Source organism: Synechococcus sp. UW69 (assembly GCF_900474185.1).
In the GTDB taxonomy this organism is placed as follows: domain Bacteria; phylum Cyanobacteriota; class Cyanobacteriia; order PCC-6307; family Cyanobiaceae; genus Parasynechococcus.
Window position 1 is genome coordinate 32,144 of sequence record NZ_UCNW01000008.1, and the last position, 24,922, is coordinate 57,065.

The following is a 24,922-nucleotide window of genomic DNA, read 5'->3' on the forward strand; positions in this document are numbered from 1 at the left end:
CGTCTCGTTGTGAGTCTTGCGCTTTGTCTCAAAAGAGATCGCTGGGCATTAAAAAACCGGGCTCAAGCGCCCGGTTTTAAGTGATGAGGATCCTTGGATCAGGTTGACGTTTGCATGCCTTGAATCAGGTAGTCGAAATAAGGCGACGTGAGCTTCACCTGCTGTTCCGACAAAAGCGCCAGGGAGGCGTCCTTCATGCACTTGATGGCTTCCACCATGCCTGGCATCGGAACACCCAGGCTGTTGTACATCTCGCGTGCGCCCACCAAGCCGATCTCCTGGATCATTTCGGTGCTACCCGCAAGGACTCCGTAGGTGACCAAGCGCAGGTACCAGCTGTAGTCACGCAGGCACTGGGCGCGCTGACGTTGACCGTAGGCATTGCCGCCGGGGGCGACGTACTCCGGCTTACGACCAAACAACTGCTTGGCAGATTCGTCGACGATCTTCTTTTCGTTCTCGGTCAGAACCTTGACCACGGACACGCGCATGGCGCCTTGGTCAAGGAAATCCACCATCGTGCGGAGTTCGCCACTGGTGGGATACCGCAGATCGTCATCGGCCTGGAGGATGAGATCCCGGACAACGCTCATGGAACTGGGCAGGCTTCGTGGAGTTTAGTGGTCTCGACCCGTTCACCCGACCCAACTCCGCCCGGGTGTTACGCCATTGCAATGGCAGGGAACCTTGAGCATGACCTACGCCGACAGCTCGAACAGCAGTGATCCGCGGCCGGGGCTCACCATCGAGGTGGAATCTGTTGACCTCGACCGTGACGGAAAAGGACTGGCCCGTTGGAACAACTGGGTGATTGTCGTGCCTGATCTCCTGCCAGGGGAGCGTGCCATGGTTCAACTCCAGCAACGCCAACGTTCCCGCTGGCTGAGCCGACGCGTTGAGCTGCTCTCCGTCTCCGAGGTTCGGCGCCGTCCCCCTTGCATCCTTGCTGACGACTGTGGTGGCTGCACACTGCAACGTCTCGATGATCCAGCTCAGACCCGTTGGAAAGAGCAACAGATCCAGCAGACCATGCAGCGGATTGGAGGAATCAACCTTGCACCCGCGGCTCCCTTGGTTGATGCCGACCGTTGCTTCGGCTATCGCAACCGAGCCCTGATTCCTTTGAAGCGAGACCAGAACGGACGCCTGAAAGCTGGATACTTCCGTCCCAGGTCCCACAAGATTGTCAATCTGAATCACTGTCCGGTGCTTGATCCACGTCTGGATGCACTGTTGGAACCCATTAAAAAAGACCTTGATGCAGGGGGTTGGCCGGCCGACCATGACCTCATCGATGCCCAAGGTTTGCGTCATCTCGGCCTTCGTTTGGCCAGCGCCACTGGCGATGTGTTGATCACTCTGATCAGCAGCCATGGCCAACTTCCTGGACTCCATGACCTTGCCCAGACCTGGGTTCAGCGATGGCCTGAGGTGAAGGGTGTCTGCCTGAACCTTCAACCGAAGGCCAACAATCTCGTTCTCGGTCGAACGACCCACTGCCTCGCCGGTTCGTCGACCATCGAGGAACAGTTCTGCGGCATCAAGCTTTCCCTGAGCAGCACCACCTTTGTTCAGGTGAACACATCACAAGCGGAACGCATTGTTCAGCGGCTGACTGACTGGCTGTCGTTTCAATGTGATGGCGGAACCGTGGTCGATGCCTACTGCGGTGTCGGAACCATTGCTCTACCCCTGGCAAAGGCTGGCTTTCATGTTCAGGGTTTGGAATTGAATCCCGACTCTGTGGAGCAGGCTCGGCTGAACGCCATGCACAACGGCCTTTCCTCACGCTGTGAATTTCATCCAGGTGATGTGGCGGATTTGCTCGCCTCTCAGCTTGAGAACTGCCAAGCCCTCGTTCTGGATCCACCCCGACGGGGCCTCGATCGCCGCGTGGTAGCCAGCATTCTTGAGCAACCTCCCGCAGTGCTGGCTTACCTCAGTTGTGATCCCGCCACCCAGGCAAGGGATCTCAAAGAACTTCTTGCACCATCAGGCCCCTACGAGCTGGAAACTCTTCAGCCCGTTGATTTCTTCCCCCAAACAACTCACCTTGAGTCGTTGGCGCTGATGAAGCGAATCAGCTCCTGAGCTCGGCCTGAAACTGCTTGCTTAATGCAGCCCGCACCTTGTCGTGCACCGGCTGGATTTTGTCGTCAGTCAAGGTTTCGTTCTTGCCGCGATAGCGCAGACGAAAGGCCTGGCTGACCTTGTTATCACCGAGTTGCGCACCTTCAAACCGATCCACCAACTCCACCTGCTCCAGCAGAGGCTTGCCCGCTTTGCGGATGGCTTGAATCAGGTCCGCAGCTGCACTGGAACGATCGACGACGACGGCAAGATCCCGCTCACTGAAGGGCACGGTTGGGTATGCCTTGAAGGACGGGGTCCAGCGGTTGCTGCGGGTGGCGGCATCCAACAGACGCGTCAGATCAAGTTCAAACAGATATGTCGCTTCGGGAAGATCCAGCTCCTCAGCCAGGGCAGGGTGGAGTTGACCGAAACAGCCGAGGGGACGACCCTCCAGGACCAGGGTGGCGGCCCGGCCGGGATGCAGTCGTGGATCGTCAGATAAGCGATGATCAGACAGCTCAAGTTGCAGGGTTTCCATCACCCGGGTCAGAACACCACGGGCCTGGAAATAGTCCGGTGCCTGTGGCTTCCCACTGGTTCTCCAGATGGAGAGGCGGCGATCTCCGCAAATCACGCCACCGAGTACAGCTGTTTGGTTCACCGCTTCAGCTGATCCGCTGTAGGTGTTGCCGATCTCGAAGACGGAACACCCGCGCTGGGATGCCTTCAGGTTGCGCACGCAGATCTGAAGATGTTCCTCCCAGAGATTGGTGCGCAGATGGCTGGTATCGGCCAACAAAGGGTTACTGATGGCGATGCGCTGTTCTTGCTCTGAACTCGGAACAAGCGACAGGGTGGTCACTTCCTGAAGGCCCGTCGCACAGAACAGCTGCCGTAAGCGCCGTTCCGCCTGCTGGCGCGGTGTCAGTACACCTGGTTCCAGCGGATCAGGCAGATGAGTTCCGAAACGGTCGAAGCCGACCAGACGCGCAACTTCTTCAATCAGATCAACTTCACGCTGCAGGTCTTGGCGTCTTGAGGGTGGCGCTATGACCTGCCACCCCTCGTCAAGGGCTGAGAGTTGACAGCCCAAGGCTGTCAAACAGGTCTCGATGCTGCGGTCGTCTAGATCTTCAGCGCCATCCGGCCCGACGAGAGGGCCAAGCAGTTGATGCAGTGCATTGCGCCGCAACATCACTGGTGCGGGTTCAGCAGGACCATCCCCACCAACCCAGCGGCCCGTCTCGGTGCAGGCCAACTCCTTGTTTAACAACGCAGAGGCCCGAGCCGAACAAGCCAGGGTCATCTCTACGGGCAAGCCTTTTTCGTAACGGCTGCTGGCATCCGTTCGCAACCCGAGGGCCCGGGCGGACTGGCGAACCCGCGGCGGTGCAAACAGGGCGGATTCCAGCCAGATATTCCGTGTCTGGGCGGTCACCCCACTCTCGAGACTCCCCATGACCCCCGCGACGGCCACAGGACGGTCATGGCAGGTGACGACCTGAACGCGGCTGTCGAGGCTGCGCTTCTGATCATCCAGACCCACAAAGGTTTCCCCGTCGCGAGCGGGACGGACGGCAAAACTCTGGGCATCCACCGGTTGCCCTGTTAGTTGTTCCAGCGCATCGGCATCAAAGGCATGGAGGGGCTGCCCCTGCTCCAGCATCACCAGATTGGTGACGTCGACCACTGCATTCACGCTGTTCACACCACCGCGCTCAAGCCGCTGCTGCAACCAGGTCGGTGACTGCTTGGAGCCATCCACGCCCTCGATCCTGGTGATCGAGTAAAAGCAGCCATCCAGTTCCGTGGTCAGCGGTGTGGTGCTCGGATCAAGATCCAGCTGGGGCAGGCTCAAGCTCCCACCGGTCAGGGCCGCCACCTCGCGAGCAATACCCACCATGGACAGGCCGTCGGGGCGATTGGCGGTGATCGCCAGCTCCAAGACGGTGTCATCAAGGCCCAGCAGTGGTGCCACTGGTGCACCCGTCGCAGGCAGCGTTGCCTGGAGCTCATCAAGGATGGCGATGCCGTCGGATTGCTCCGTCAGGCCCAGTTCCGTTAGGGAGCAGATCATCCCGTTGCTGGCAACTCCGCGGAGTTCGCCGGCCTTGATCGTCAAACCAACGGCGGGGAGGGTCGCTCCGACCATGGCGACTGGAACATGAATGCCGGCGCGAACATTGCTGGCACCACAGACGATCTGGATCGGCTCCTGGGCACCGACATCGACGCTGCAGACGCTGAGCTTGTCGGCATTGGGGTGTTTGTCCCGTTCGAGCACGTGTCCGACCACCACGCCCTGGGCGCGCGCGCTGAGGTCATCAACGTCGTCCACCTCAAAGCCCGCCATGGAGAGACGCTCCGACAGATCGTCCACGGATTCATTCACCTGGACCAGCTGTTTCAGCCAGGAGATGGATACCCGCATCGGATCAAAGCCAGACAGCGCGCGATCTTAGGAAGTCCCCCTTGGAGTGCTGCTCAGAGCCTGTCGGGTCAGGGGGTAAGCTCGATGTTTGTCAATTCGCTTCGCACCTGCGGCGCAACGTCCTTTATGGCCAAGAACAAGGGCGTCCGGATCGTGATCACTCTCGAGTGCACCGAATGCCGGTCCAATCCCGCCAAGCGTTCACCCGGCGTGTCTCGTTACACGACGGAAAAGAACCGCCGGAACACCACCGAACGGCTGGAGATCAAAAAGTTCTGTCCCCACTGCAACAAGTCCACGCTCCACAAGGAGATCAAGTGACCTTGCAGGTCCGTCTTTCCTCCATCCGTTCCTGAGTCATGTCCAGCTCCTTCTTCAAGAAGCGTCTCTCGCCGATCAAGCCCGGTGATCCCATCGATTACAAAGATGTGGATCTTCTCAAGAAGTTCATCACCGAGCGGGGCAAGATCCTTCCCCGTCGCCTCACCGGTTTGACCGCTAAACAGCAGCGCGATCTCACCAACGCCGTCAAGCGTGCACGCATCGTTGCCCTTCTGCCGTTCGTGAACCCCGAAGGTTGAACCTCGGGCGTTGAGCAACTCCATCCAACCCGGAGACACCGTCGCGGTTGTTCTCAAGGGTTCCCCACTCATCGGCCGTCTTCTGTCCATCAAGGGCAGCAAGGCGGTTGTTTCTTTTGGCGGTCAACGTCGGGATCAGGGCCTCCCCCTGCGAGACCTGATTGCTATCGATCCGGAGCATCTTTTCGATAACAGCGTTCTGCCCGCCCCCGAGCAGGTGCAGGACAGCGCCCCATCAGCCCGGGCTGTTGTCGAGGCCTGGCAGCTGTTGGAAACGGATCAACCGGGGGGAATGGCTCGACTCAGCCTCTGCGAACTGGGAGAGCTTGTACTAACACCCCTCAACCTCGAAGGTTTGGCAGCACTGTGGAGCTGGGTGCAGGGGTCCCAGCAGTTGTTCCGCTGGCGTCGAGACCGCTTGCTCCAACCGCTGACCCTCGAGGAGCGTGCCAGCCAGCGGCGCCAGCGCCGTTCTGAGCGCCAAGCGCAAAGGAAGGAAGAACGGCAGCTCGAGTTGCTCCGAACGGAGCGCAGTCTCACAACCGATGAACAAGCCGAGCTGGGGCAGATCTGGATCGAGCGCTTCAGCCATTGGATTCAGTTGCTGAAAGAGAATCCTGCGTCAGTCGGCTCAGACCTCGAGCTTCAGCAATGGTCTATCCCGTTGTCGATTGGGTCGGACGCCGCCGATCTGCGGCACTGGTTGATCGTGCGTGGATTGCTCGATCCCAATCAACCGATCGCCCTGAGAGGCAGCGTCTGGTCCCGCAGCTTTCCCACCGACCTGGAGGCGGAAGCGGAACGTCTCGTTGCGCTCTCTGATGAGGAGCAACCGGGGGATGAGCAACGCATCGACCTCACCCACCTGGCGACCTACAGCCTTGACGATGCGGGCACCCGTGAAATTGATGATGCGCTGTCGCTCGAGCGGCGAGATGGATGCGATTGGATCTGGATCCATATCGCTGATCCCAGTCGTCTCATTGGTGCCGACTCTCCACTCGATCTGGAGGCCCGACGACGGGCAACCAGTCTCTACCTCGCCGATGGGGTCATGCCGATGCTGCCCCTCGTGTTGGCAGCTGGCCCCCTCAGCCTTCGTGCCGGTCAGCGATGCGCTGCACTGAGTGTCGCCGTCAGGCTTGGGGACGATGGTGCGGTGGTAGAGCACCGCATTGCGCGCAGCTGGATTCGACCCCGCTACGGACTGACCTATGCCGACGGTGATGAGCTCATCGATTTGGCCCCCCCTGGCGATGAGGCTCTCTCGGATCTGTCTCGACTGTTGCTGCAGCGAATGCGCTGGCGTCGCTCCAACGGGGCTGTGATGTTTGACCGGCCGGAAGGACGCTTTCGCCGCTGCGATGAATCGCTGACACTGCAGGTGATTGACCCGTCACCCTCCCGCTTGATGGTGAGTGAAGCGATGCTTCTGATGGGGGCAGTTGTGGCCAGCTTTGGGCAACAGCACGATCTCCCGCTCCCCTACCGCAGTCAACCTGCAGCGGAGTTGCCCTCCAGCGATGAACTCGATCGGATCCCAGAGGGTCCAGCACGCGATGCGGCGATCAAGCGTTGCTTGAGTCGCGGCGTACAGGGCACGCGACCGATGCCCCATTTCAGCCTCGGATTGGCCGCCTATGTGCAGGCGACATCACCGATCCGTCGTTACGCAGATCTCGTGACCCACCGGCAGATTCTTGCGCAGCTCTCTGCTGTTCAACCGATGGGGGAGGAGCGTCTTGGTGAACTGATCGACGATCTCGACGACCCTCTGCGCCAATCCATTCAGATCAGTCGAGAGGATCAACGCCACTGGCAACAGGTGTGGTTCGCCGAGCGTCAAAGCACCGTTTGGTCAGCAGAATTCCTGCGTTGGTTGCGCCCCCAGGATCGATTGGCCCTGGTTCATGTCAGCGACCTGGCGATGGATCTGGTGGGATGTGTCGCCTCCACAGACCCAGCTCCAGGCGACACTCTGGAGCTCAGGGTGGGTTGTGCTGATCCCGTGCGTGGGGAGTTGCAGCTTCTAATCGGTTAATCCAGAACTCCGGTGATCCGGACCCAGGGTCCCCATGGATTTTTGATCCCGCGCAGGTTCAGCCTCTGACCTGAGTGATCAGTGGAGGCAAGCCAGTGATGAATCGCTGGTTCCAGGGTGATGAGAGGCCAGCTTTCATCAGCGCTCTTCAACTCGTATCCCTCTGCGGCGTTGCCAGTGAGCACGCCATTTAATCCGATCTCATGCCGCTGGTTCGGCGCTTGATTCAACCCTGGCTGTTTCAGATCTCTTGATGGCAGGCCTGCCAATTCGGCCCATGCATCCAGTTGATCCGGCTGAGCCAAGCCCTGCTTCTGGGCCTCCGCCCAGTGCGGATGCCAGTGGGGCCAGTCCCAGATCGGGAGCACTGCAGCCGGGGCTTGTGGCTCGTCAATCAGGGCTGACTGGATCTCATCGACCGCCAGATCGCCAATGGCACATCCCTGTCGAACGGCCAGGGCCGCTGCAAGACCAGCCACCTGGCCCAGATTCAGAATCAACGGCTGCAACCGGGTTGCCCCGTTGGCCATGTGACTGACGCTGACTCCTTTCTCCGCTGTCACCAGGTTGGTAACGGAATCAGAGATCAGGGCATCGAATGGGATGCAGAATGGGGTACCGCTCCAACGTCCTCCCCAGCGCACACTTTTCGGAGCCAGGGGCCAGTCTTCACCGGGATAGTGATGGTCATTGGCGTAGGTCCCCACAGCGATGCTGGTGCAGCGTCCCTTGGCATCGATCGGGAGCGGTCCACGAAGGGCGCCCGTTGAGATCGGCAACAGGTCGCGTTCCGTCACCGTTGTTCTGCCGATCAAGCGCCGACTTTCACGCCAGTACGGCATCAAAGCCAGGCTGGGGTCTTCTCCCGGAAAGGCGTTGCCGGGGCCAATCCAACCGCCGCTGCATTCCGACAGCGCAGCGAGAAAATCCTTGCTGTGACGCTGCATCTCATGGGCCAGATCTTCGCGTTCCTGGGCATCGGCACTGATGGCCCGACCGAGTCCGTTGTGCCAGTCATTGCCCTTCAGGGGCCAGTTCACCATGACCAGGCCCCCCGGCAGACGGCCATAGGTCACAGTTTTTTCAAGGCCAAAATTGGCAGTGCTGCGCTGAAAGGGGGCCCGTGGAATTGCATTGAGGTGCTGCTGAGCGAGCTCCCCATGCAATTGCCCCATCACCACCCACGTCGGTGACTGAACCGGTTGGCGTTGGAAGAACGTCTCGTTCTCAAGCCTTGATTGCTCAGGTGCGCTGGGTTCATCCCAGAGCTCCTTGGCTTCCCAACCCCAACGGAAAGGGGCCGAAGTCTGGGCCAGCAGATCACCAAGGTCACTGCCATCAATAAAGACCTTCGCTGCAACGGTCTCGACGCCATCAACTCTGAGGATCTGAACTGAGTGGATGTGCCCCTGAAGGCAATGGACTTGCTCCAGCCTGCAGTTGGCCCGCCACTCAAGCTTCGGCTCAGACGCCACCCAGCGTTGCAGGATCTGTTCCGCTGTCTGCGGTCGGTATCCGAAACAGCTCACCCAGTTGTGGTCCAGGCCCGTCGGTTCCTCCAGTTCCAGCTGCCGAAGAAAAGCGCCCCACAGTCCGGTCTGCCAGCAACTCAACTCATGGCCATCCGGAGCACAGACTCCAGCCGAGCTCACCATGCCTCCAAGCCATGGCCCTGGGGTGAGCAACGTCGTTTCAGCCCCTGATCTCGCGCTTTGCAGGGCGGCTGCGACACCCCCGCAGCCTCCGCCCCAAACCACCACATCGCGGTGCGTCATGGAAACGGGCTTTTGGAGTGGATCGCGATGGGCATGATCGTTAGAGTCTGGCGTCGCTGCGGTGCAGCGGAGTTCGAGTTTTTCTGATGCCTTACACCCTTACGACTCCGCTCTATTACGTCAACGATCGGCCCCATCTGGGCAGTACCTATACGACCTTGGCCTGCGATGCACTGGCGCGGTTCGAGCGCCTATGCCTGCAGGAGGTCACCTTCGTCACCGGCGTTGACGAGCATGGGCAAAAGATTCAACGCACGGCTGAACGACAGCAGCTCAGTCCTCAGGACCACTGCGACCGCGTCAGCAGCCGCTACCGCGACCTTTGGAAGCAGTGGGGGATTTCAGAGGATCGCTTCGTACGAACCACCAACCCGCGCCACTTGAAGTTGGTCGAGCAGTTCTATGAGCGGGTCAAGGCATCAGGCGACATCGTTGTCGGCAATCAGACGGGCTGGTACTGCGTCGATTGCGAGGAATACAAGGATGATCCTGCTGAGGCGGAGTCCCCGTCATGTGCGATCCACCGCAAGCCTCTGGAATGGCGCGATGAGGAGAACCTTTTCTTTCGGCTTTCCCGTTACCAGTCCGCCATTGAAGAGTTAGTGGCTCGGGACGACTTCATCGCTCCCGCCAGCAGACGTCAGGAGGTTCGAAATTTTGTCGCCCAGGGTCTGCGGGACTTCTCCATTTCCCGAGTGAATGTGTCCTGGGGGCTGCCCGTGCCCGATCATCCCGGCCACACCTTCTACGTCTGGTTTGATGCACTTCTTGGCTATCTGACCGCACTTCTCGATGACGGAGAACCGGTGTCTCTCGATCGACTCGGCTCCTGCGGTTGGCCCGCTTCCGTCCACGTGATTGGCAAGGACATTCTCCGCTTTCATGCCGTCTTCTGGCCTGCCATGTGCATGTCTGCGGGTCTGCCGGTACCGCAAAAGGTTTTCGGCCATGGCTTTCTCACCCGCGAGGGGCAAAAGATGGGGAAATCCCTCGGCAACGTGCTGGATCCAGAATTGCTGCTGGAGCGATGCGGCACCGATGCCGTTCGCTGGTACCTGTTGCGCGATATCCAATTCGGGGACGACGGTGATTTCCAACAGCAGCGCTTTGTCGATTTGGTCAATAACGATCTGGCCAACACCATCGGCAATCTTCTGAACCGCACCTCATCGATGGCGCGTAAGTGGTTTGACGACAGCGTTCCCCCTGCCGGGGCTGCCACTGACCCTGACCATCCCCTGGCTCTGAAGGCCGCTGTAACCGTCAGCACGGTGATGGACGCCATGCCGAATCTCGCCTTCAAGACCGCGGCCGAGTCGATTCTTCAATTGGCGATTGCAGCGAACGGCCATCTGAATGACACCGCTCCCTGGAGCCGAATGAAAGAACCCGGCCAAGAGGCCAGCGTGGGCGAAGATCTTTTCGCTGTGTTGGAGACCACTCGCATCGTCGGTCTTCTGCTCGCTCCGCTGCTGCCAGATCTCAGTCAGCGCATCCTGGCCCAGCTGGGGCAGTGTCTTGATTCCAATAACTGGTCGAATCAGCTGATCTGGGGCAGGCTGAGCTGCGGTTCCGCGCTGCCCAAACCAACCCCGGTGATGCAGCGGTTGGAACTGGATGAACCGCTTTGAGGGGAAGCATGCATTGCCTGTCTCGCTGTGGTCTGACAGCAGCCCTCGTGGCAACCTCGCTTCTGGCCGCCTGCAGTTCCAGCCGGCAGCTCACGATCGAACCAACGCCTTCGTTCGTCTTCCGATCTCTGGATTTGAGTCAGCGAGCCGACAATGGGAATCGCGACTGGGATTTGACCAGCCCAGAGGCGCGCTACGACCTGAGCAGTCGAACCATTCGCGCCCGGCGCCCCCAGGGGATCTTGTATCGCGACGATCAACCGCACTACCGGATCACCGCTGATCTGGCCACGGTGTTGAGGGATGGTGAACTCGTCATCCTTGAAGGCTCGGTTCATCTCCGTCAGTTGAACCAACGGGGGTTAACGATCAAGGGGGACAACCTGATTTGGACGCCCACTCAGTCGCGGATGGTGATCAATCAAAGGCCGATGGCGAGTGATGGCCAGACGCAAATCCGTTCCCGTGAACTGGCCTTTCAACAGGACACGGAACTCTTGGTCTTCGATGGCCCAACAGAGCTGAAACGTCGAGACGAGGCAAGCGATGACAGCACCCCCACAGACGACAATCCTGATTCAACAGTGGTGCGTGGTGGCAGCGGCACCTGGAATTTGCGGAGCGGTCTGATGCAGGCTCTGGGCCAGGTTGAGGCTGTTCGACGCGATGGCCGGAAGCTCAGTGCTTCAGGGTTAAGTGGCAACACCCGCGAGGGATTTCTCGATCTACAGGAGCCGGTGACGCTTCTTCTCGAGAACGACCGTGGCACCATCACCGCCGGCCGAACGCGCTGGTTGTTCTCTGCGCAGCAGCTCCAGTCCGTGCAACCAGTTCAGGCTGAATTGCAGAACAGCACAGTTCAAGGCAAGGGTTTCAAGCTTGATGAACGCAGCGGCACGGTGATCATCCCCAGCGACTGTCGTCTGCAGCAGAAGCAGGAAACCCTCACAGCTCGCCGTTGCAGTTGGAACTGGAACAGTGAACGGGTCGTGGCTGATGGAGATGTGGTGTTGCGCCGAAAGAAACCGGAGCAGACCACGCGGGCCTCAAGGATGGAAGCCACGATCACTGACGATGGGGAGATCCGTTTCGGCCAACCGGGTCAGCGTGTTGAATCAACGATCAAGCTGAATCCCAAGACCGATGCGAAACGTCCTCGGTCTCCAGTGTCGTTCTGAGTCGCTGGGCCCATCCCTCCAGCCATCGCTCATCTGAGCGGCTGAAACAACGGGGCGACCAGCCCCCCACAATCACCACCCCCTGCTGTCCCATGGGGCACACGAGAATTGCTGGAAGCGACTGCAGCATCCCGTCAAATTCGGCCCGACCGGGAAAAAGTGTGGTGTTCACGAGAGAGATGGTCTGTTCACGGTCCATGGCTCGCTTGGTGATGGCTCCTGGTTGGAAGGGGTCCTGACTGATCAGGCCCCTTCGCAACACAACCTGCTGACGCCAAAGCACCAGAACCGAAGCAGCTGGAGTCGCTGTCAGAAGCATGTGACTTCCCCAGGCCAGCTCCTGTTTCTGAACATCGTTGAGCTGCTCGAACAACACCAGTCCCTGCTCTCCCTTCAACGACACCTTCTCAGCTGATTTCGGGTTGGCCCTTGTCCAGAGAATGGCTACCAACATCAGTCCCACCGATGCCATACCTGCCAGAACCTCTGCCCTTTGGAGGTCTGGTGTGACCGTTCCCGCTAACCCCGCATTTGTCACGGTCAGACCCAGCAACAGGAGCGCACAGATCAGAACGACACGGGCGGGGGCTGGCATCAACGATGGGGGCTGTCAGAACGCAATCATCCTGCTCAAATACGGACACGTGTGTCCCTGCCATGACGACTCAAGAGGCCTTTGCCGCCATAGCGCTAGCCGCTGTTGCCTGTGATGGAAGACTCGGGAGGGATGAAGCACACGCCCTCCGCTGTCAACTGGAGTACCGATCCCTTTACAGCGACAGTTCTGAAGCTGCGATGGGGCAATTGTTTGATCGGTTGCTGCTGCTGCTGAGGGACCAGGGAGTTGATGGTCTGATTGCATCCGCCCTGCCCCAGCTCAACGCAAGACAGCAGCAGTCTGCCCTTGCCGTGGCGGCTCATCTTGTCCATGCCGATCGCAAGGTCACTTCGGAGGAGACCGAATTCCTGGATCAACTCACCTCTCAAATGTCTCTGCCCGTCAACGAGGCCCGCATGGTCGTTCAAGCAATTGAGGCCCTCAACCGCGACATGCTGGACAGCTAACGGCAGACTGAGGAAGTTATAACGCTTGATGGGATGTCCCTTTCCGCCCGACGCCTGTTGGCCAGCCTGCTTAGTTTCGGGATCTGTCTGCTTCTCTTGGCCCCTGCCAGCTTCGCGATAGCTCCTGCTGCCTTAGGCGGAAGCCTGCCGGAGACACTGGTGATCGACGAAGCGGATGTGCTCAGCCGTGCCAGTCGTGGCGAATTGGAGGCGAAGCTACGCAGTTTTGATGATCAACGGGTGGATGCCCGTCTGATCACCCTGCGTCGCCTGGATTACGGCATCAGTTTGAACAACTTTGGTGAGGAACTTCTCGAAAGCTGGAGTTCTCCGACTGGCAATCCTCTCTTGTTGATGTTGATCGAAACTCAGAACAAGAAATCCGCCGTGGTTGCGGATCAGGAGCTGGAAGCTCAGCTCCCCGCCAGCCTTCTTTCCAGTACCGCCCGCACAACGATGACTGTGCCCCTGCGGGAAGGGGACCGCTACCGCCAGGCTTCCGTGGATGGTCTGACGCGTCTTTCGACAGTTCTCTCAGGTGGAGAAGACCCGGGCCCCCCGCAGCAAATTGAACGCGTCACCCTGCCCACCAACATCCCAACCAAGGCGGAAACCGAAGAGAGCGATGCCACCAAATGGGTCATCATCCTTCTGGTGCTTGGAACCATCATTCCGATGGCGACCTGGTGGGTGTTCTCGCGCTGATTGAACGATTGAGATGAGCCGCCGTAACTGGATCAATTTATTCAGCTCCAATCAATCTGTTGAATTCTCCAGTGATCTTGAGCGTGGTTATGAGGCGGCTCTGCTCATTCAGAGTCTGGAACTGGAGTATTACGGAGACCGGCAGATCCGCCCTGACCTCAAGCTTTCCGTACCGAGAGCTGTTCAGGCCACGATTCTGCGCCGGTTTAAAACTGCACTGGCCATTTGCCGCAATTCAGCGGTCAATCTTTCTGAACAACGGGCGCAACTTGATTCTCAGGAGCTACGGCAACTCCAACTGATTGAAACCGTTGTCAGCCGCTATGGACCCCGACGTTCGAGTGGCTCACCCTCTATAAGTCGTTCACCGGACGCGCTGCCCCGTTCACTTCTGGGTGTCTTTGACAGTATTCGACTGCAGTTGGATCCCTCAACTGAGGACAATGTTGTTGCAGGCTATCGACGCCGTCGTGACAGCACGCTGATCTCCCTGCGTGTTCTGCTCTTGCTGATTCTGGTTCCCTTGCTGGTTCAGCAGATCGCCGGCACGTATCTGATCTCACCTGCGGTGAATCACTTTTCACCTGAACTTCCGTTCCTCAGTTACCCCAAGCCGCAGCTCGAGGAAAAGGCGGCTGAGAAGCTTCGCCTCTACAAACAGGAGCTGGAATTTGATGCGTTTTTAAAAGGTGTGCCGCCTTTGGATGATGTCCAGTTGCGTGACCAGCTCACCGAGAAGGCGACGGAGCTCAAACATGATGCTGATGAGGAGAGTCTGAAGGCGATCAAAAACGTCTTTGCTGATCTCGCAGGTCTGATCGCTTTTGCGGTTGTGTGCCTGATCAGTCGCGACGAACTGCGGGTTCTCCGAGGATTTGTTGATGAGGCTGTATACGGCCTGAGTGATTCCGCCAAGGCCTTCGCCATTATTTTGTTCACCGACATCTTTGTGGGTTATCACAGCCCTGAAGGCTGGTCTGTCTTGCTGGATGGAATCGCAGAGCATTTCGGCCTTCCATCCAGCCAGAGTTTCGTCAATCTCTTCATTGCGACCTTCCCTGTCGTGTTAGCGACGATCTTTAAGTATTGGATTTTCAGGTATCTCAACCGCGTCTCTCCGTCGTCCGTTGCGACCTTGAAAGGTATGAATGGCGGTGGTTGATCCAACGGCCGCTAACGAGCCCATGGTTTCAAGTTTCAACAACGGTTTGATTCTGGTCAGCGGGCCAGCGCGCAGTGGCAAGAGTCGGTGGGCAGAGCATCTGCTGCACAACCACCCTGATGTGACGTACATCGCGACGGCAGCTGCCCGACCAGAAGACCTTGAGTGGCAGAAACGTCTTGATGCTCACCGACAGCGTCGTCCTGAGCACTGGGCTGTAGCTGAATCCGGTGCTGAGCTGGTGGAGGTCATTGAGACCCTGTCGCCAGGTCAGTCCGTGCTGATCGATGCCCTTGGTGGTTTTGTCGCACATCATTTGGAGCTCGATGCATCCGCCTGGAATCTGTTGTGTGAACGACTGATCGCTGCCGTCACGTCATCGCGCTGCACTTTTGTGCTCGTGATTGAAGAGACAGGATGGGGTGTTGTTCCATCAACACGTATTGGTGGGCTGTTTCGAGACCGTTTGGGAGCTCTCGCTCAACAGTTGGATCGTGTTGCCGATGCTGCCTGGCTTGTTCTCCAGGGACGGGCTCTTGACCTTCATGCCCTTGGACGTGTGGTGCCATGACTGAGATGGAGCCACTGCGTATTGCACTGTTCGAGCCACAGATCCCACCAAACACGGGGAATATTGCGCGTACCTCTGCTGCCTTCAGAGTGCCGCTGACGCTGATCGAACCCCTTGGTTTCAAGGTCGATGATCGAAGCGTTCGCCGTGCCGGTCTCGATTACTGGCCGCACGTACAACTCTCCATCGCCTCAGATTTTCCGGCATTCCAGTCACAACTTCTGCCGGAGCAGAGGTTGATCGGCTGTAGTCGTCGCGGTGGTGCATCACTCTCCTCATTTGAATTCAAACGGGGTGATGTTCTGCTGTTTGGACGTGAAGACACCGGTCTGCCGGACCCGGTTCGCGAGGCCTGCAACACCATTCTGACGATTCCGATGCCCGGTGCCGCCGATGACGCTGGACAGGGTGGCGTGCGCAGCCTCAATCTTTCTGTGGCCTGTGCACTAGTGACCTACGTGGCTGGTCAGCAGTTGAGGTTGTGGTGATCACACCACTGCTCCAATCCCCCTTGCGCTGTGATGTTCGGCTCGTTACCTTCAGCGCGTCTGTTGGGTTTCATGCGCGCACTGCTTGCCGTAGCAACTGCTGTAACCCCTGTTTTGACGCTGGGAGTATGGAGCTCTCTGCCAGGAATTGCTGATAACGCCACGTTCAATCTCGCTGAATTACCCCCACTCCCAGTTGTTGAGTCTCCAGAGCCAGTTTCTCTCGCCAGCACAACAGACACCACAACCCGGCTTTGGTTCAAAGTTCTCTCGTCGACCCCACTGAACAGATTCGCTGATTTGCTTCGGCTGGACGCACAGAAGCTTGCGACGTTGAACAGCGTTTCTCCGGATCATGTTTTCGAGCCAACCAGTTGGCTTGCTCTTCCTGATTCAGCTCGGGTGGTTGCTGTGACTCTGTCGTCTCTCGATCGAGCCAGTGAACGCAAAACGCTTCCTGTTTCGGCCCCACCTCCAGTCAGCACTATCGCGAAAATTCAGCAGGGTGATTCACTCGCTGCATTTCTCAAGCGCCATGGCGTGACCCAAGCGCAGTTGAAGACCTTTAATCCCGGTGTTCAGCTCAATGCCTTGACGGTCGGTCGAGAACTTCAGATCGCTAACGCATCCTCAGGTCAGTCTGTTCTCGCTGTTCGTCCGCTCCGGAGCGGCGGTGCTGCCTGGCCTCAGCAAGCTCCATTGTCGACAGCTGACCAGCCTGACAGCCTGAAGCCGCCGATTGTTGGTTATCAGTGGCCGACAAAAGGTGTGTTCACCTCCGGTTATGGATGGCGTTGGGGTCGGATGCACAAAGGGATTGACATCGCCAACAACACAGGAACCCCGGTTATCGCTGCACGGGATGGCATTGTCTCCTTCTCCGGCTGGAGCGGTGCCTATGGCTATTTGGTTGAAATCGCCCATAGCGATGGTGAATCCACCCGTTACGCCCATAACAGTCGCCTTCTTGTCAAAAAAGGCCAGGTTGTTCCCCGTGGCGCGCGTATTTCTCTCATGGGAAGTACCGGTCGAAGCACAGGGCCCCACCTTCACTTTGAAATCCGTCGTGCCGGTGGTGCAGCTCTCAATCCTCTAGTCAAGCTGCCTGCTCGAAAGGCTTGAGCAGATAACGCTCCAGTCGGAAATAACAAGCATCTGGCTTGTCCCCAGGTTTGTCCAAAAAATGTCAGAGGGGAGACTTGAACTCCCGACCTCAGGGTTATGAATCCTGTGCTCTAACCAGCTGAGCTACTCTGACGCAGGCCCTTCAGGCCAGTCCCCATCATACATCTCGGGGTTCTGGCTCAGCGCATGTCGATGGCATTGAGTCGATCGCGAAATGACTTGGGCTGATCATCCAGGTTGGCTAGAGCATCCACCTGGACCGTCGGTCCTGGTGCCGTAGCTGGCTCGACGTTTCGCGCTGGCGCCGAACGACGGGGTGAACCGCGATTGACACCCATACTCCTGAGCTGACCTGATCGTTGGTCACGATCCAAGGGCTTTTTGCGCAGATCTCCCTTCAGCTGGTTCAGCAGACGAAAATGTCCGGTAGCGCTGAACTTTCGAAGCAGTGAAGGGTCCCAGCTCGTGAATTGGTCAGTCATCGTCTGAGTTTATGGCGACGGACGGCCATAGCCGTGATAGGTTGAAAAGTGAAACTGGAAGTCGAATCGACTACGTATTAAGTCGGTTGCGGCCTTCAGGTCATTCATTCTCCCTCCAATCATGACCGACAACGGTTGCCTGCGTGTTGGCCAGCAGGCCCCTGATTTCACAGCTACCGCTGTGGTGGACCAGGAGTTCAAGGAAATCACGCTGTCCCAGTACCGGGGCAAGTACGTGGTGCTGTTCTTCTACCCTCTGGATTTCACCTTCGTCTGCCCGACTGAAATCACGGCCTTCAGTGACCGTTATTCCGATTTCTCCAGCAAGAACACCGAAGTACTCGGCGTGTCCGTCGACAGCCAGTTCAGCCACCTGGCTTGGATTCAGACAGCGCGCAATCAGGGTGGCCTGGGCGACATCAACTATCCCCTCGTCGCTGACCTGAAGAAGGAAATCTCCACCGCCTACAACGTCCTTGATGACGCTGAGGGTGTTGCTCTGCGCGGGCTGTTCATCATCGATCCCGATGGTGTGATCATGCACGCCACCATCAACAATCTGCCCGTCGGCCGCAACGTTGATGAAACCCTTCGGGTTCTCCAGGCCTTCCAATACGTCCAGTCCAACCCCGACGAGGTTTGCCCTGCCAACTGGACTCCTGGTGAAAAGACCATGAAGCCTGATCCCAAGGGCTCCAAGGAGTATTTCTCTGCCATCGGCTGATTGCTTAAGCAGGCCCTTTCACCTGTTACCTCGGCCCTACCCCTCAAACGGGTGGGGCTTTTTTCATGAGTTGCTCTAAGGCAAGGGACAAGCTTTGATCCATGGCGATTGAGCGACCATCACTGACAACGATTCGTGCCAGAGAGGGCAAGCCCACCTTGCTGGTGCGCAGATAAACCGGTTCGACGTAGAGAAGACCTTCGCCAAGGGGAAGCACCAAGAGATTGCCCTGGACGAGTTCAAGATCCCCCTGATCCCAGAGGCCAAACACCTTGCTGACTTCCGGATCCTGATGAATCAGAGCCTGCACCTGTTCAGGACCCAGAATGTTCTTGTCTTTCGGGAAATCGATCAGCTCCAATTCACCGTAGTGCTCGCCATCGTTTCGGGCAGCCAGCCAGGCGGTGAGATTAGGCCGTGCCAGTGGTGTTAGAGGCTGAAGCAGGAGAAATTCCGAGTTGTCATTGCCCTGAACCTGAGCCGTAACGTGATAGGGCTCCACGTTGACTTTCTCGCCGCCATAAATCTCACTGGGGACCTGCCAGACATCATCACCGCTGTAAAAGATTCTTGGATCTTCGACGTGATATCGCTTTAGCTGGTTGACCTGAACATTGAAGAAATCCTCAGGCACTCTGAGGTGATCACGAACCAGCTGCGGCATGGACTGCATGGATTCAAACAAGCCTGGAAATGCGTCATCCCAGCCGTTCACAATCGGATCATCCTTCTCTGAGATATAAAGATGAATACTGCCGTTGTAAGCATCAACGATGGCCTTAACCGAGTTTCTTAAGTACCGATCAGAATCGTCGGAAGAGACCGCCGCACTGTAGGCAAGCGTGGAACTGTGGGTATAACCTTCAACGACCCAATACTGATGCTGTTGACGTTGAGCGGATCGTGCTTCCATCGTTCCAGCCGATTCGGGATAAGTCTCCGGGATCGAAATCAGATAAGGATCGCCACGGAAATCAATGAATGGAGCAATTGCTGAAACACGGCTTCTCACTTCACGACGGATCAATATTTTTGAATCAGCGGAGATTGCTTTTGTCGTCAGCAGTCGCGGCTCATGGAGATAAACCGCCGCTGCACAACGCTGAAGCCAGGATCCAATAGGGATCCCACCTGAACCTCGATAGTGGGTCTCAACATTGAGATCTCCCTCGGGATAATCGAATTCCGGAATCTCTGTTGGAGCAACTGCATAGGGAGATGGGAGCATCCCGTAGTAGAGAGCAGCATCGCCAACAGGGATCGCATCTCTAACCTCGGATTGATCGATTCCAAGTGCCTCATTTCCCTTGATTCGTGTTTCTGTACCGAGATCACTGATGAAATATGAGGGCAGACCATCGTTGCTGCGTTCGTTCACAGGGCTAACGGTGAATCCATAGCCGTGGGTAAAGATGAAATGGCGGTTCTGCCACGTTTTTGATCGCCTCGGTAACGCTGACTGATCCAATTCACGTGCAGAAACAATCACCTGTTGAGCCGAATCGCTGTCTTGATTGAGCGGATAACGGTCTACCGCCGCATTCGAGAATCGGTAGTAGACCCGAAGCTGTTGCAGTTGCCGATTGGCTTCCAGCAAGGGGGCGCTATCCCACAGGCGCACATTGCCCAGAGTGCTGGCACCTTGCTTCAAATCCATAGCACTGAGCCTTGTCTTTGGTTCATAGACCTGACGTTCAATGTGGTCCAGCTGGAAACCCCATCGGGTGGCCTTAATTGCGTCTGCCAGATAAGGAGCTTGCAGATTGATCTCCTGCGGTCGGACCAGGAGCCAACGCGTCAGTGGCGTGGCCACCATTTCCAGCGCCACGAGCGAAGCCAACGTGAGAACAAGTCCTTGACGCAGGCGTTGGCGACAAGGCAAGAGCAGTGCCAGTGCAATCAAAACGAGCAGCAGCGTGGCAGCAGCCCGTAGCGGAAGCGTGATGTGAGCCTGAAGCCAGCCGGCACCAGCCACCAGTCCGTGTTGGCTCCAAAGCAATTGGTGCCTTGATAACCAGACCAACCCGGCCATTTGCAAAACCAGAACAGCTGACAGGAATCTGAGCAACTGAAGCTGTCGCGTTGCAAAGGCCGGACTGGCCCAGTCAGAGATGGCTTGCGAGTTAGCGAGACAACGCCAGAGTTCAAAACAGATGGTGAACGCGGTGCTCAGCACCAGCAGCTCCAGCCCCAAATGCAAGCCCACGAAGCGTCCCAGGCCGAAGCTGACATCCGCACCAAGCCTGGGATCTTGCAGGGAACTGTTCGGGATCCAAAGGGCTAATGACCAGATTCCCCACGCTCGCGCGACGACAAAAACTAGTGAACCTGCAACGATCCGTGCCAGCCAGGGGCTCGTTCGACGCCAGGCCATCGCCACGGTGATGAGCACTGCTTTGATGACAATCACAGCAGCCGTGATTCCGTTGTCAGGCAACAGGCTCGGCACCCATTCCCTCAGCTGAAACGGATCACGGATGGTCAGTGCCACCAGATCAAGGGTCAGCATTGTGCTGATCAGAACCACACCGCCACTGAGCAGGAGTGCTGTCCCGTAGGACCAACCGGTCAGGCGCCATCCCTGAGCTGACGTCAGGTTGTGGTGCTTGAACTGTCTTGACCAGGTCCGTGCTGCCATCAGTGGCAGCAGCGCCAACCCCGCAAAGAGAAACTGCAGAAGCCAGCGCTTCAGGAGAACGTCTGTCCAGCCGAACTGCTCAAACCAGAGCCACTCGATCTGCATCCGGGCTGCGACAACAACCAGCGGCAGCAGAAGGAGGAGGCGTCTCATGGCAGTCCGGCGATCTCGCGGAATCGATCACCGTTGATCGTTTCCTCGGCAATCAAAACTTCAACCAGGTGGTCCATCAACTCGCGACGCTGTTCCAGCAGAGTGATGGCCTGCGCCAAAGCATTCTTGGCGAGCTGGCGGATCTGGGCATCAATGGCCTGGCCAGTTGATTCGGCATAGCCAGGCCGTTGGTTGAACCAGTCACGACCGAGGAAGACCTCCGCTCCTGGCCCCTCAAGCGCCATCGGTCCGAGATTGGAAAAGCCGAAGCGTGTCACCATCTCGCGGGCCAGTTGAGCCACCATCTGGAGATCTCCACTAGCCCCCTGGGTGATCTCGAGGGAGCCGAAGACCACTTGCTCCGCTGCACGTCCACCCAGTGCCACAACCAGATCCGCCAGGCAGGACGCGCGGGTGATCAAACCGGAATCGAGCACCTCTTCGTCTGGCATGAAGCGGGTGTATCCACCGGCTCCGCCCCGAGGAAGAATCGTGACCTTATCCACCGCATTGGCGGCCGGCAGAAGGGTCGCCACCAGGGCGTGGCCCACCTCGTGGTATGCGATGAGGCGTTTTTTTGCGGTGTCCTGCAAGGGTCGGTTGCTCAGCCCCATGGTGATGCGTTCCAAGGCACCTTCCAGCTGAAACTGGCCGATGCGGAGCATGTTCTGACGTGCCGTGAGGATGGCTGCCTCATTCAGAAGATTGGCAAGATCAGCACCAGAGAATCCGGGGGTCCGGCTCGCCCAATCCGACAAAGAGACGGAGTCATCGAGGGGTCTTGTTCTGGCGTGCACCGCAAGAATCGCCTCACGACCACGCCGATCAGGTAGGCCCACATCAATGCGTCGGTCGAATCGTCCTGGCCTCAGGAGAGCGGCATCCAGCACATCGGCGCGGTTCGTGGCCGCAAGAAGGATCACCCCGGAGTTCTCCTCGAATCCATCCATCTCCGTCAGGAGTTGGTTGAGGGTCTGCTCACGTTCATCGTTACCGCCGCCGATTCCAGCCCCACGCTGACGACCGACGGCATCGATCTCATCAATGAAGACGATGCAGGGGGATTTTTCCTTGGCCTGGCGGAATAGATCGCGAACTCTGCTCGCGCCGACACCAACGAAAAGTTCCACAAATTCGGACGCTGCCATGGAGAAGAAGGGCACTTCCGCTTCTCCTGCAATCGCCTTGGCTAAAAGAGTTTTTCCGGTCCCAGGGGGGCCGACCAGCAGCACGCCTCGTGGAATCTTGGCGCCAAGGCGAATGAACGCCTCAGGCTGCTTGAGAAAGGTGACAACCTCTTCAAGTTCGAGCCGTGCATCGTTGATTCCGGCGACATCCTCAAAACGAAGCTGCAGATCTTCCTGTGGTTTCAACCGGGGCTGACTGCGCCCAAAACCCAGGGCACGATTCGCCATCTGTGCTGAACGTTTCAGCAAAAAAGACAAACCGACCACCACCAGGAGCACCAGGAACAGGGTTCCCACCAGTTCTCGACCTGCTTGTTCGCGTCGCACATCCACGACCGTCAGGGATGTGCCAGAGCTCTCGGCAGCTCGCAGGATCTGATTGTCGTTCGCGAAGACGGGAACCGTGATTCGTCGCCCGTCGTTGTATTGGACCCTGACCTCCCTCTGGCCCGGCACGAGATCCAACTGCTTGATCTGTTTTGCGTCGATATCCCGCAGCAGGGTGGAATAACTCACAGTGTCCTGTTTCTTCCAGAACCCCTGAATCGAGGAAGGTTGAACCTTCTGAGGGGCAGCGGAATTACTAGAGCTGTTCGAACCTGGTGCCACGTCAACGCTGCGCTTTGTTGAGCCTAGCGATTTGACGCAAGGGGGTTTCAAACGAGACAATCCCTGTTTGGAAATTCACCAGGCGCAATGGCCGTCCCGAAGAAGAAAACATCCAAGGCCAAGCGCAACCAGCGCAGCGCCACTTGGAAGGCCAAGGCTGCCGTCGCCGCAAAGCGTGCAATGTCTATCGGCAAATCCGTGTTGAGTGGCAGGGCTCAGGGTTTTGTCTACCCAGTGAGTGAAGCCGAAGACGGCGAATCCTGAATCGCATTGGGGAGGTGGATTCGCCGCAAGGTTCGATCCAGATCCACCTCCACAACAACATCTGCCAGCGTGTCTTGAAAACTGCTCGATGGCAGCGAGCAGAGGATCATGCGGATGAAGCGATCCAATTCCGAGGCTGAGAGGGATGCTCCCTTTTGAGCCTGCAGGGTTGCTTCCTGTTGTCGTTTCCACAGCAACGGAGCGTTGAAATCCGTCGCTCGCAATTGCCAGAGTTGATCGAAGCCATCCCAAATGGCTTCGTACTTGGCGAGCACCGGCTGCAGCTTCTGGCGCCACTCCAGCTCCTGTGGACTCAAGGGCGCGTCGAGATGAGGCTCATCTGAGGAGAGGCCACCGGTTGCTCTGCAGCCGACAAACCAACCCTCAAGAATCAAAAAGTCGGCGTCACAGCGTCGCCAACCGTTGCGATCTCCACGGCCATTTCTCTTCGCTTTGTCAAAGCAAGGCATCAACACGTCTTGGCCCTGTCGCCATTGCAGAAGGCAATCCTGCAGAAGGTTCAGGTCATGGCTGCCCGGAAGTGCGCGGGGCACACCCCAGGGGTTACCGCGCATTGCTGCGTCAAGCTGATCGGCTTCGAAATAAAAATCATCCAGTGAAACCACTTGAATCGATAGGTCCAAGACCTTTGCGGCGGCTTCAATCCATTGCCCAAGGGTGGTCTTACCGCATCCTGGGAGAGCACTGAGCCCCACCAGACGGCGTTGCCCGCGCCATTGGTTCGCCAGACTCAGAAGGGGTAATCCAATCGACCACAACCAATCCGGTGCTGCTTCGGGATGCCAATGGTCGAGAGCAACTTGATGGCGCTCCGTTTTGCGCTGTTCTGCGAACCAGGTCACTGCATCACCCAGATCAAGGTGCTGGAGCAACCGTTGCTGGTCGTCGCTCGGAATCAAACGTTGGCCCTCAGGATCCAACTTTGAAGGCCTCCAAAACAACGGCATAAACAAAACCGAGCCGCAGGTTGTCGAGCCAGGGGAGTCGACGGCGCCAGAGCACCAGCAGTTCACAGGCAATTAGGGCATAGAGGGCTGTGAATGTTCTGACCCCTACGGCATTCGCCAGATGCACTGTGAGATTGCTGCCGATAAAAAAGCCAAGCAGAAGAATCAACAACGACGCACTACGTCGCCACCAGGGACCAGACCAATTGCGTCGAAGGACTGCTCCCCAACTCTTCTGCAGGCCCGCCAGGCGTGTGCGCTGGATTGAGCTCATCGATCAGGCACCGACAGCAGAGTCTCCAAATACTTCAGCGTCACTGTTCCGTCCTGGCAAGTGGGACCCGAACGTACGGTCGCCGGCTCCCCAGGTTCCCCAAGGTGATCCAGCACGGCAGCTGCATTTTTACTGGCATCACGCAGGGCAGACGTATCCCAGGGGGAGGGGGTGAGCAGACAACACAGACCAGCTGCAGTTGCAGCAGAAAGACCCGCCGCTGAATCCTCGACAGCGAGACTTGCCGCTCCATCGGCGCCACTGCGGTTGAGGGCCAGCAGGTAGCCGTCCGGTGCAGGTTTGCCTGCTGAAACGTCGTCGGATGTCACGACGCCATCGAAGTGAGGGATGTCGTTCTGAATCTGCTCGAGAAGGGCCATCACGGAGGCGGATCCGCTTGAAGTCACAATCCACTGCTGCACCCCGGCGCGGTTCAGCTCCTTCAGCAGTCTCCTGACACCCGGGCGCAACTTCACATGGCCCTGACGGACGCGCTCCAGGTAATGCAGCCTTTTGCGATCACGCACTTGTTCCAATTGATCCTGGCTGAGCATCACCCCACGGTCTTCAGCGTGGACCTTCAGCCTGCGGAGCCCTCCAGGAATTGCCAAAAGCGTGTTGTAAAGCTCTTCATCCCAATGAAACGGAAGATCTAGCTCCTCGAAAGTCTTGTTAAAGGCTGGGCGATGACCATCCATTTCCGTGTCGGCCAAGGTTCCATCCACATCCCAAAAAACCGCTGAAAGCCTGTTCACCTTGATGACCAGCAACGGCACAATGCTGGGACATCACCGCCT

24 protein-coding genes and 1 tRNA gene are annotated in these 24,922 nt (G+C 57.8%); 14 read left to right on the top strand and 11 right to left on the bottom strand.

Features of this window, described 5'->3' with window-relative positions:
* Positions 1 to 98 precede the first annotated feature (98 nt).
* Entirely contained in the window at positions 99 to 593 is a 495-nt protein-coding gene (locus tag DXY29_RS03830) for an allophycocyanin subunit alpha-B (protein ID WP_115023095.1), read from the bottom strand.
* A 100-nt stretch (positions 594 to 693) separates the two neighbouring features.
* Here DXY29_RS03830 and rlmD point away from each other — a divergent pair, with 100 nt between their 5' ends.
* A complete protein-coding gene (rlmD, locus tag DXY29_RS03835) occupies positions 694 to 2,091 on the top strand; it encodes a 23S rRNA (uracil(1939)-C(5))-methyltransferase RlmD (protein WP_115023097.1) in 1,398 nt (465 codons plus the stop codon).
* Here rlmD and pheT read toward each other — a convergent pair.
* The gene (pheT, locus tag DXY29_RS03840) at positions 2,081 to 4,504 is read right to left on the bottom strand and encodes a phenylalanine--tRNA ligase subunit beta (RefSeq protein WP_115023099.1); all 2,424 of its coding nucleotides are present in this window, start codon (positions 4,502 to 4,504) and stop codon (positions 2,081 to 2,083) included. The two genes, rlmD and pheT, sit on opposite strands and share 11 nt — an antisense overlap.
* Positions 4,505 to 4,630: 126 nt before the next feature.
* On the opposite strand from pheT, the gene rpmG reads away from it, so the two are divergent.
* From rpmG to DXY29_RS03855, 3 genes are read left to right on the top strand one after another with little or no spacing between them, the layout of a single operon-like run.
* Positions 4,631 to 4,825, top strand: coding sequence for a 50S ribosomal protein L33 (gene rpmG / locus DXY29_RS03845; RefSeq protein ID WP_006851071.1), 195 nt, complete (start codon positions 4,631 to 4,633; stop codon positions 4,823 to 4,825).
* A gap of 38 nt (positions 4,826 to 4,863) precedes the next feature.
* Entirely contained in the window at positions 4,864 to 5,085 is a 222-nt protein-coding gene (gene rpsR / locus DXY29_RS03850) for a 30S ribosomal protein S18 (RefSeq protein WP_006041316.1), read from the top strand.
* A gap of 10 nt (positions 5,086 to 5,095) precedes the next feature.
* Positions 5,096 to 7,126 carry a ribonuclease catalytic domain-containing protein gene (locus DXY29_RS03855; protein WP_115023101.1) on the top strand — a complete coding sequence of 677 codons (2,031 nt, stop codon included), beginning with the start codon at positions 5,096 to 5,098 and terminating at the stop codon, positions 7,124 to 7,126.
* On the opposite strand, the gene DXY29_RS03860 is transcribed toward DXY29_RS03855, so the two are convergent.
* Positions 7,123 to 8,901 (bottom strand): FAD-dependent oxidoreductase, encoded by a 1,779-nt coding sequence (locus tag DXY29_RS03860; RefSeq protein WP_115023103.1) that lies wholly within the window; start codon positions 8,899 to 8,901, stop codon positions 7,123 to 7,125. The two genes, DXY29_RS03855 and DXY29_RS03860, sit on opposite strands and share 4 nt — an antisense overlap.
* 86 nt (positions 8,902 to 8,987) lie before the next feature.
* On the opposite strand from DXY29_RS03860, the gene DXY29_RS03865 reads away from it, so the two are divergent.
* Entirely contained in the window at positions 8,988 to 10,532 is a 1,545-nt protein-coding gene (locus tag DXY29_RS03865; protein WP_115023105.1) for a methionine--tRNA ligase, read from the top strand.
* Positions 10,533 to 10,579: 47 nt separating this feature from the next.
* Complete coding sequence (gene lptC, locus DXY29_RS03870; protein WP_244279302.1) at positions 10,580 to 11,710, top strand: LPS export ABC transporter periplasmic protein LptC; 1,131 nt, start codon at positions 10,580 to 10,582, stop codon at positions 11,708 to 11,710.
* Here the strand turns inward: lptC and DXY29_RS03875 are convergent.
* The gene (locus DXY29_RS03875) at positions 11,655 to 12,305 is read right to left on the bottom strand and encodes a cofactor assembly of complex C subunit B (RefSeq protein WP_115023109.1); all 651 of its coding nucleotides are present in this window, start codon (positions 12,303 to 12,305) and stop codon (positions 11,655 to 11,657) included. The two genes, lptC and DXY29_RS03875, sit on opposite strands and share 56 nt — an antisense overlap.
* Positions 12,306 to 12,367: 62 nt before the next feature.
* Between DXY29_RS03875 and DXY29_RS03880 the strand changes: the two genes are divergently transcribed.
* From DXY29_RS03880 to DXY29_RS03905, 6 genes are all read left to right on the top strand, one after another.
* Entirely contained in the window at positions 12,368 to 12,775 is a 408-nt protein-coding gene (locus tag DXY29_RS03880) for a hypothetical protein (protein WP_115023111.1), read from the top strand.
* Between the two features lie 33 nt (positions 12,776 to 12,808).
* Positions 12,809 to 13,480 (top strand): photosystem II repair protein Psb32, encoded by a 672-nt coding sequence (gene psb32, locus DXY29_RS03885; protein ID WP_115023113.1) that lies wholly within the window; start codon positions 12,809 to 12,811, stop codon positions 13,478 to 13,480.
* Positions 13,481 to 13,493: 13 nt separating this feature from the next.
* Positions 13,494 to 14,642, top strand: coding sequence for a proton extrusion protein PcxA (gene pxcA, locus DXY29_RS03890; RefSeq protein WP_115023115.1), 1,149 nt, complete (start codon positions 13,494 to 13,496; stop codon positions 14,640 to 14,642).
* Positions 14,643 to 14,664: 22 nt separating this feature from the next.
* On the top strand, positions 14,665 to 15,213 hold the full coding sequence (gene cobU, locus DXY29_RS03895) for a bifunctional adenosylcobinamide kinase/adenosylcobinamide-phosphate guanylyltransferase (protein WP_115024166.1): 549 nt from the start codon (positions 14,665 to 14,667) through the stop codon (positions 15,211 to 15,213).
* Entirely contained in the window at positions 15,210 to 15,701 is a 492-nt protein-coding gene (locus tag DXY29_RS03900) for a tRNA (cytidine(34)-2'-O)-methyltransferase (RefSeq protein WP_115023116.1), read from the top strand. The genes cobU and DXY29_RS03900 overlap by 4 nt, the downstream gene beginning before the upstream one ends.
* A 411-nt stretch (positions 15,702 to 16,112) precedes the next feature.
* Entirely contained in the window at positions 16,113 to 16,823 is a 711-nt protein-coding gene (locus tag DXY29_RS03905; RefSeq protein ID WP_371411062.1) for a peptidoglycan DD-metalloendopeptidase family protein, read from the top strand.
* Positions 16,824 to 16,885: 62 nt separating this feature from the next.
* On the opposite strand, the gene DXY29_RS03910 is transcribed toward DXY29_RS03905, so the two are convergent.
* Both DXY29_RS03910 and DXY29_RS03915 read right to left on the bottom strand, forming a co-directional pair.
* A tRNA-Met gene (locus DXY29_RS03910) sits at positions 16,886 to 16,959 on the bottom strand.
* A 46-nt stretch (positions 16,960 to 17,005) separates the two neighbouring features.
* Positions 17,006 to 17,308, bottom strand: a complete 303-nt coding sequence (locus DXY29_RS03915; protein WP_115023118.1) for a hypothetical protein — start codon at positions 17,306 to 17,308, stop codon at positions 17,006 to 17,008.
* Between the two features lie 121 nt (positions 17,309 to 17,429).
* Between DXY29_RS03915 and DXY29_RS03920 the strand changes: the two genes are divergently transcribed.
* Positions 17,430 to 18,032 (top strand): peroxiredoxin, encoded by a 603-nt coding sequence (locus DXY29_RS03920; protein ID WP_115023120.1) that lies wholly within the window; start codon positions 17,430 to 17,432, stop codon positions 18,030 to 18,032.
* Between the two features lie 43 nt (positions 18,033 to 18,075).
* Here DXY29_RS03920 and DXY29_RS03925 read toward each other — a convergent pair whose 3' ends face one another.
* Both DXY29_RS03925 and ftsH read right to left on the bottom strand, forming a co-directional pair.
* Positions 18,076 to 20,823, bottom strand: coding sequence for a UPF0182 family protein (locus DXY29_RS03925; protein WP_115023122.1), 2,748 nt, complete (start codon positions 20,821 to 20,823; stop codon positions 18,076 to 18,078).
* Positions 20,820 to 22,619, bottom strand: a complete 1,800-nt coding sequence (gene ftsH / locus DXY29_RS03930) for an ATP-dependent zinc metalloprotease FtsH (RefSeq protein WP_115023124.1) — start codon at positions 22,617 to 22,619, stop codon at positions 20,820 to 20,822. Before ftsH ends, DXY29_RS03925 begins: the two co-directional genes overlap by 4 nt.
* 87 nt (positions 22,620 to 22,706) lie before the next feature.
* Here ftsH and rpmF point away from each other — a divergent pair, with 87 nt between their 5' ends.
* Complete coding sequence (rpmF, locus tag DXY29_RS03935) at positions 22,707 to 22,883, top strand: 50S ribosomal protein L32 (protein WP_115023126.1); 177 nt, start codon at positions 22,707 to 22,709, stop codon at positions 22,881 to 22,883.
* On the opposite strand, the gene DXY29_RS03940 is transcribed toward rpmF, so the two are convergent.
* Genes DXY29_RS03940 through DXY29_RS03950 form a run of 3 tightly spaced genes read right to left on the bottom strand, consistent with a single transcriptional unit; the run spans position 22,847 to position 24,901 of the window.
* Positions 22,847 to 23,803 carry a phosphoribulokinase gene (locus DXY29_RS03940; protein ID WP_244279303.1) on the bottom strand — a complete coding sequence of 319 codons (957 nt, stop codon included), beginning with the start codon at positions 23,801 to 23,803 and terminating at the stop codon, positions 22,847 to 22,849. The genes rpmF and DXY29_RS03940 overlap by 37 nt on opposite strands.
* 10 nt (positions 23,804 to 23,813) lie before the next feature.
* The gene (locus DXY29_RS03945; RefSeq protein WP_115023130.1) at positions 23,814 to 24,125 is read right to left on the bottom strand and encodes a DUF565 domain-containing protein; all 312 of its coding nucleotides are present in this window, start codon (positions 24,123 to 24,125) and stop codon (positions 23,814 to 23,816) included.
* Positions 24,122 to 24,901: an HAD-IA family hydrolase gene (locus DXY29_RS03950; RefSeq protein WP_115023133.1), complete on the bottom strand. Its 780-nt coding sequence runs from the start codon at positions 24,899 to 24,901 to the stop codon at positions 24,122 to 24,124. The genes DXY29_RS03945 and DXY29_RS03950 overlap by 4 nt, the downstream gene beginning before the upstream one ends.
* Positions 24,902 to 24,922 lie beyond the last annotated feature (21 nt).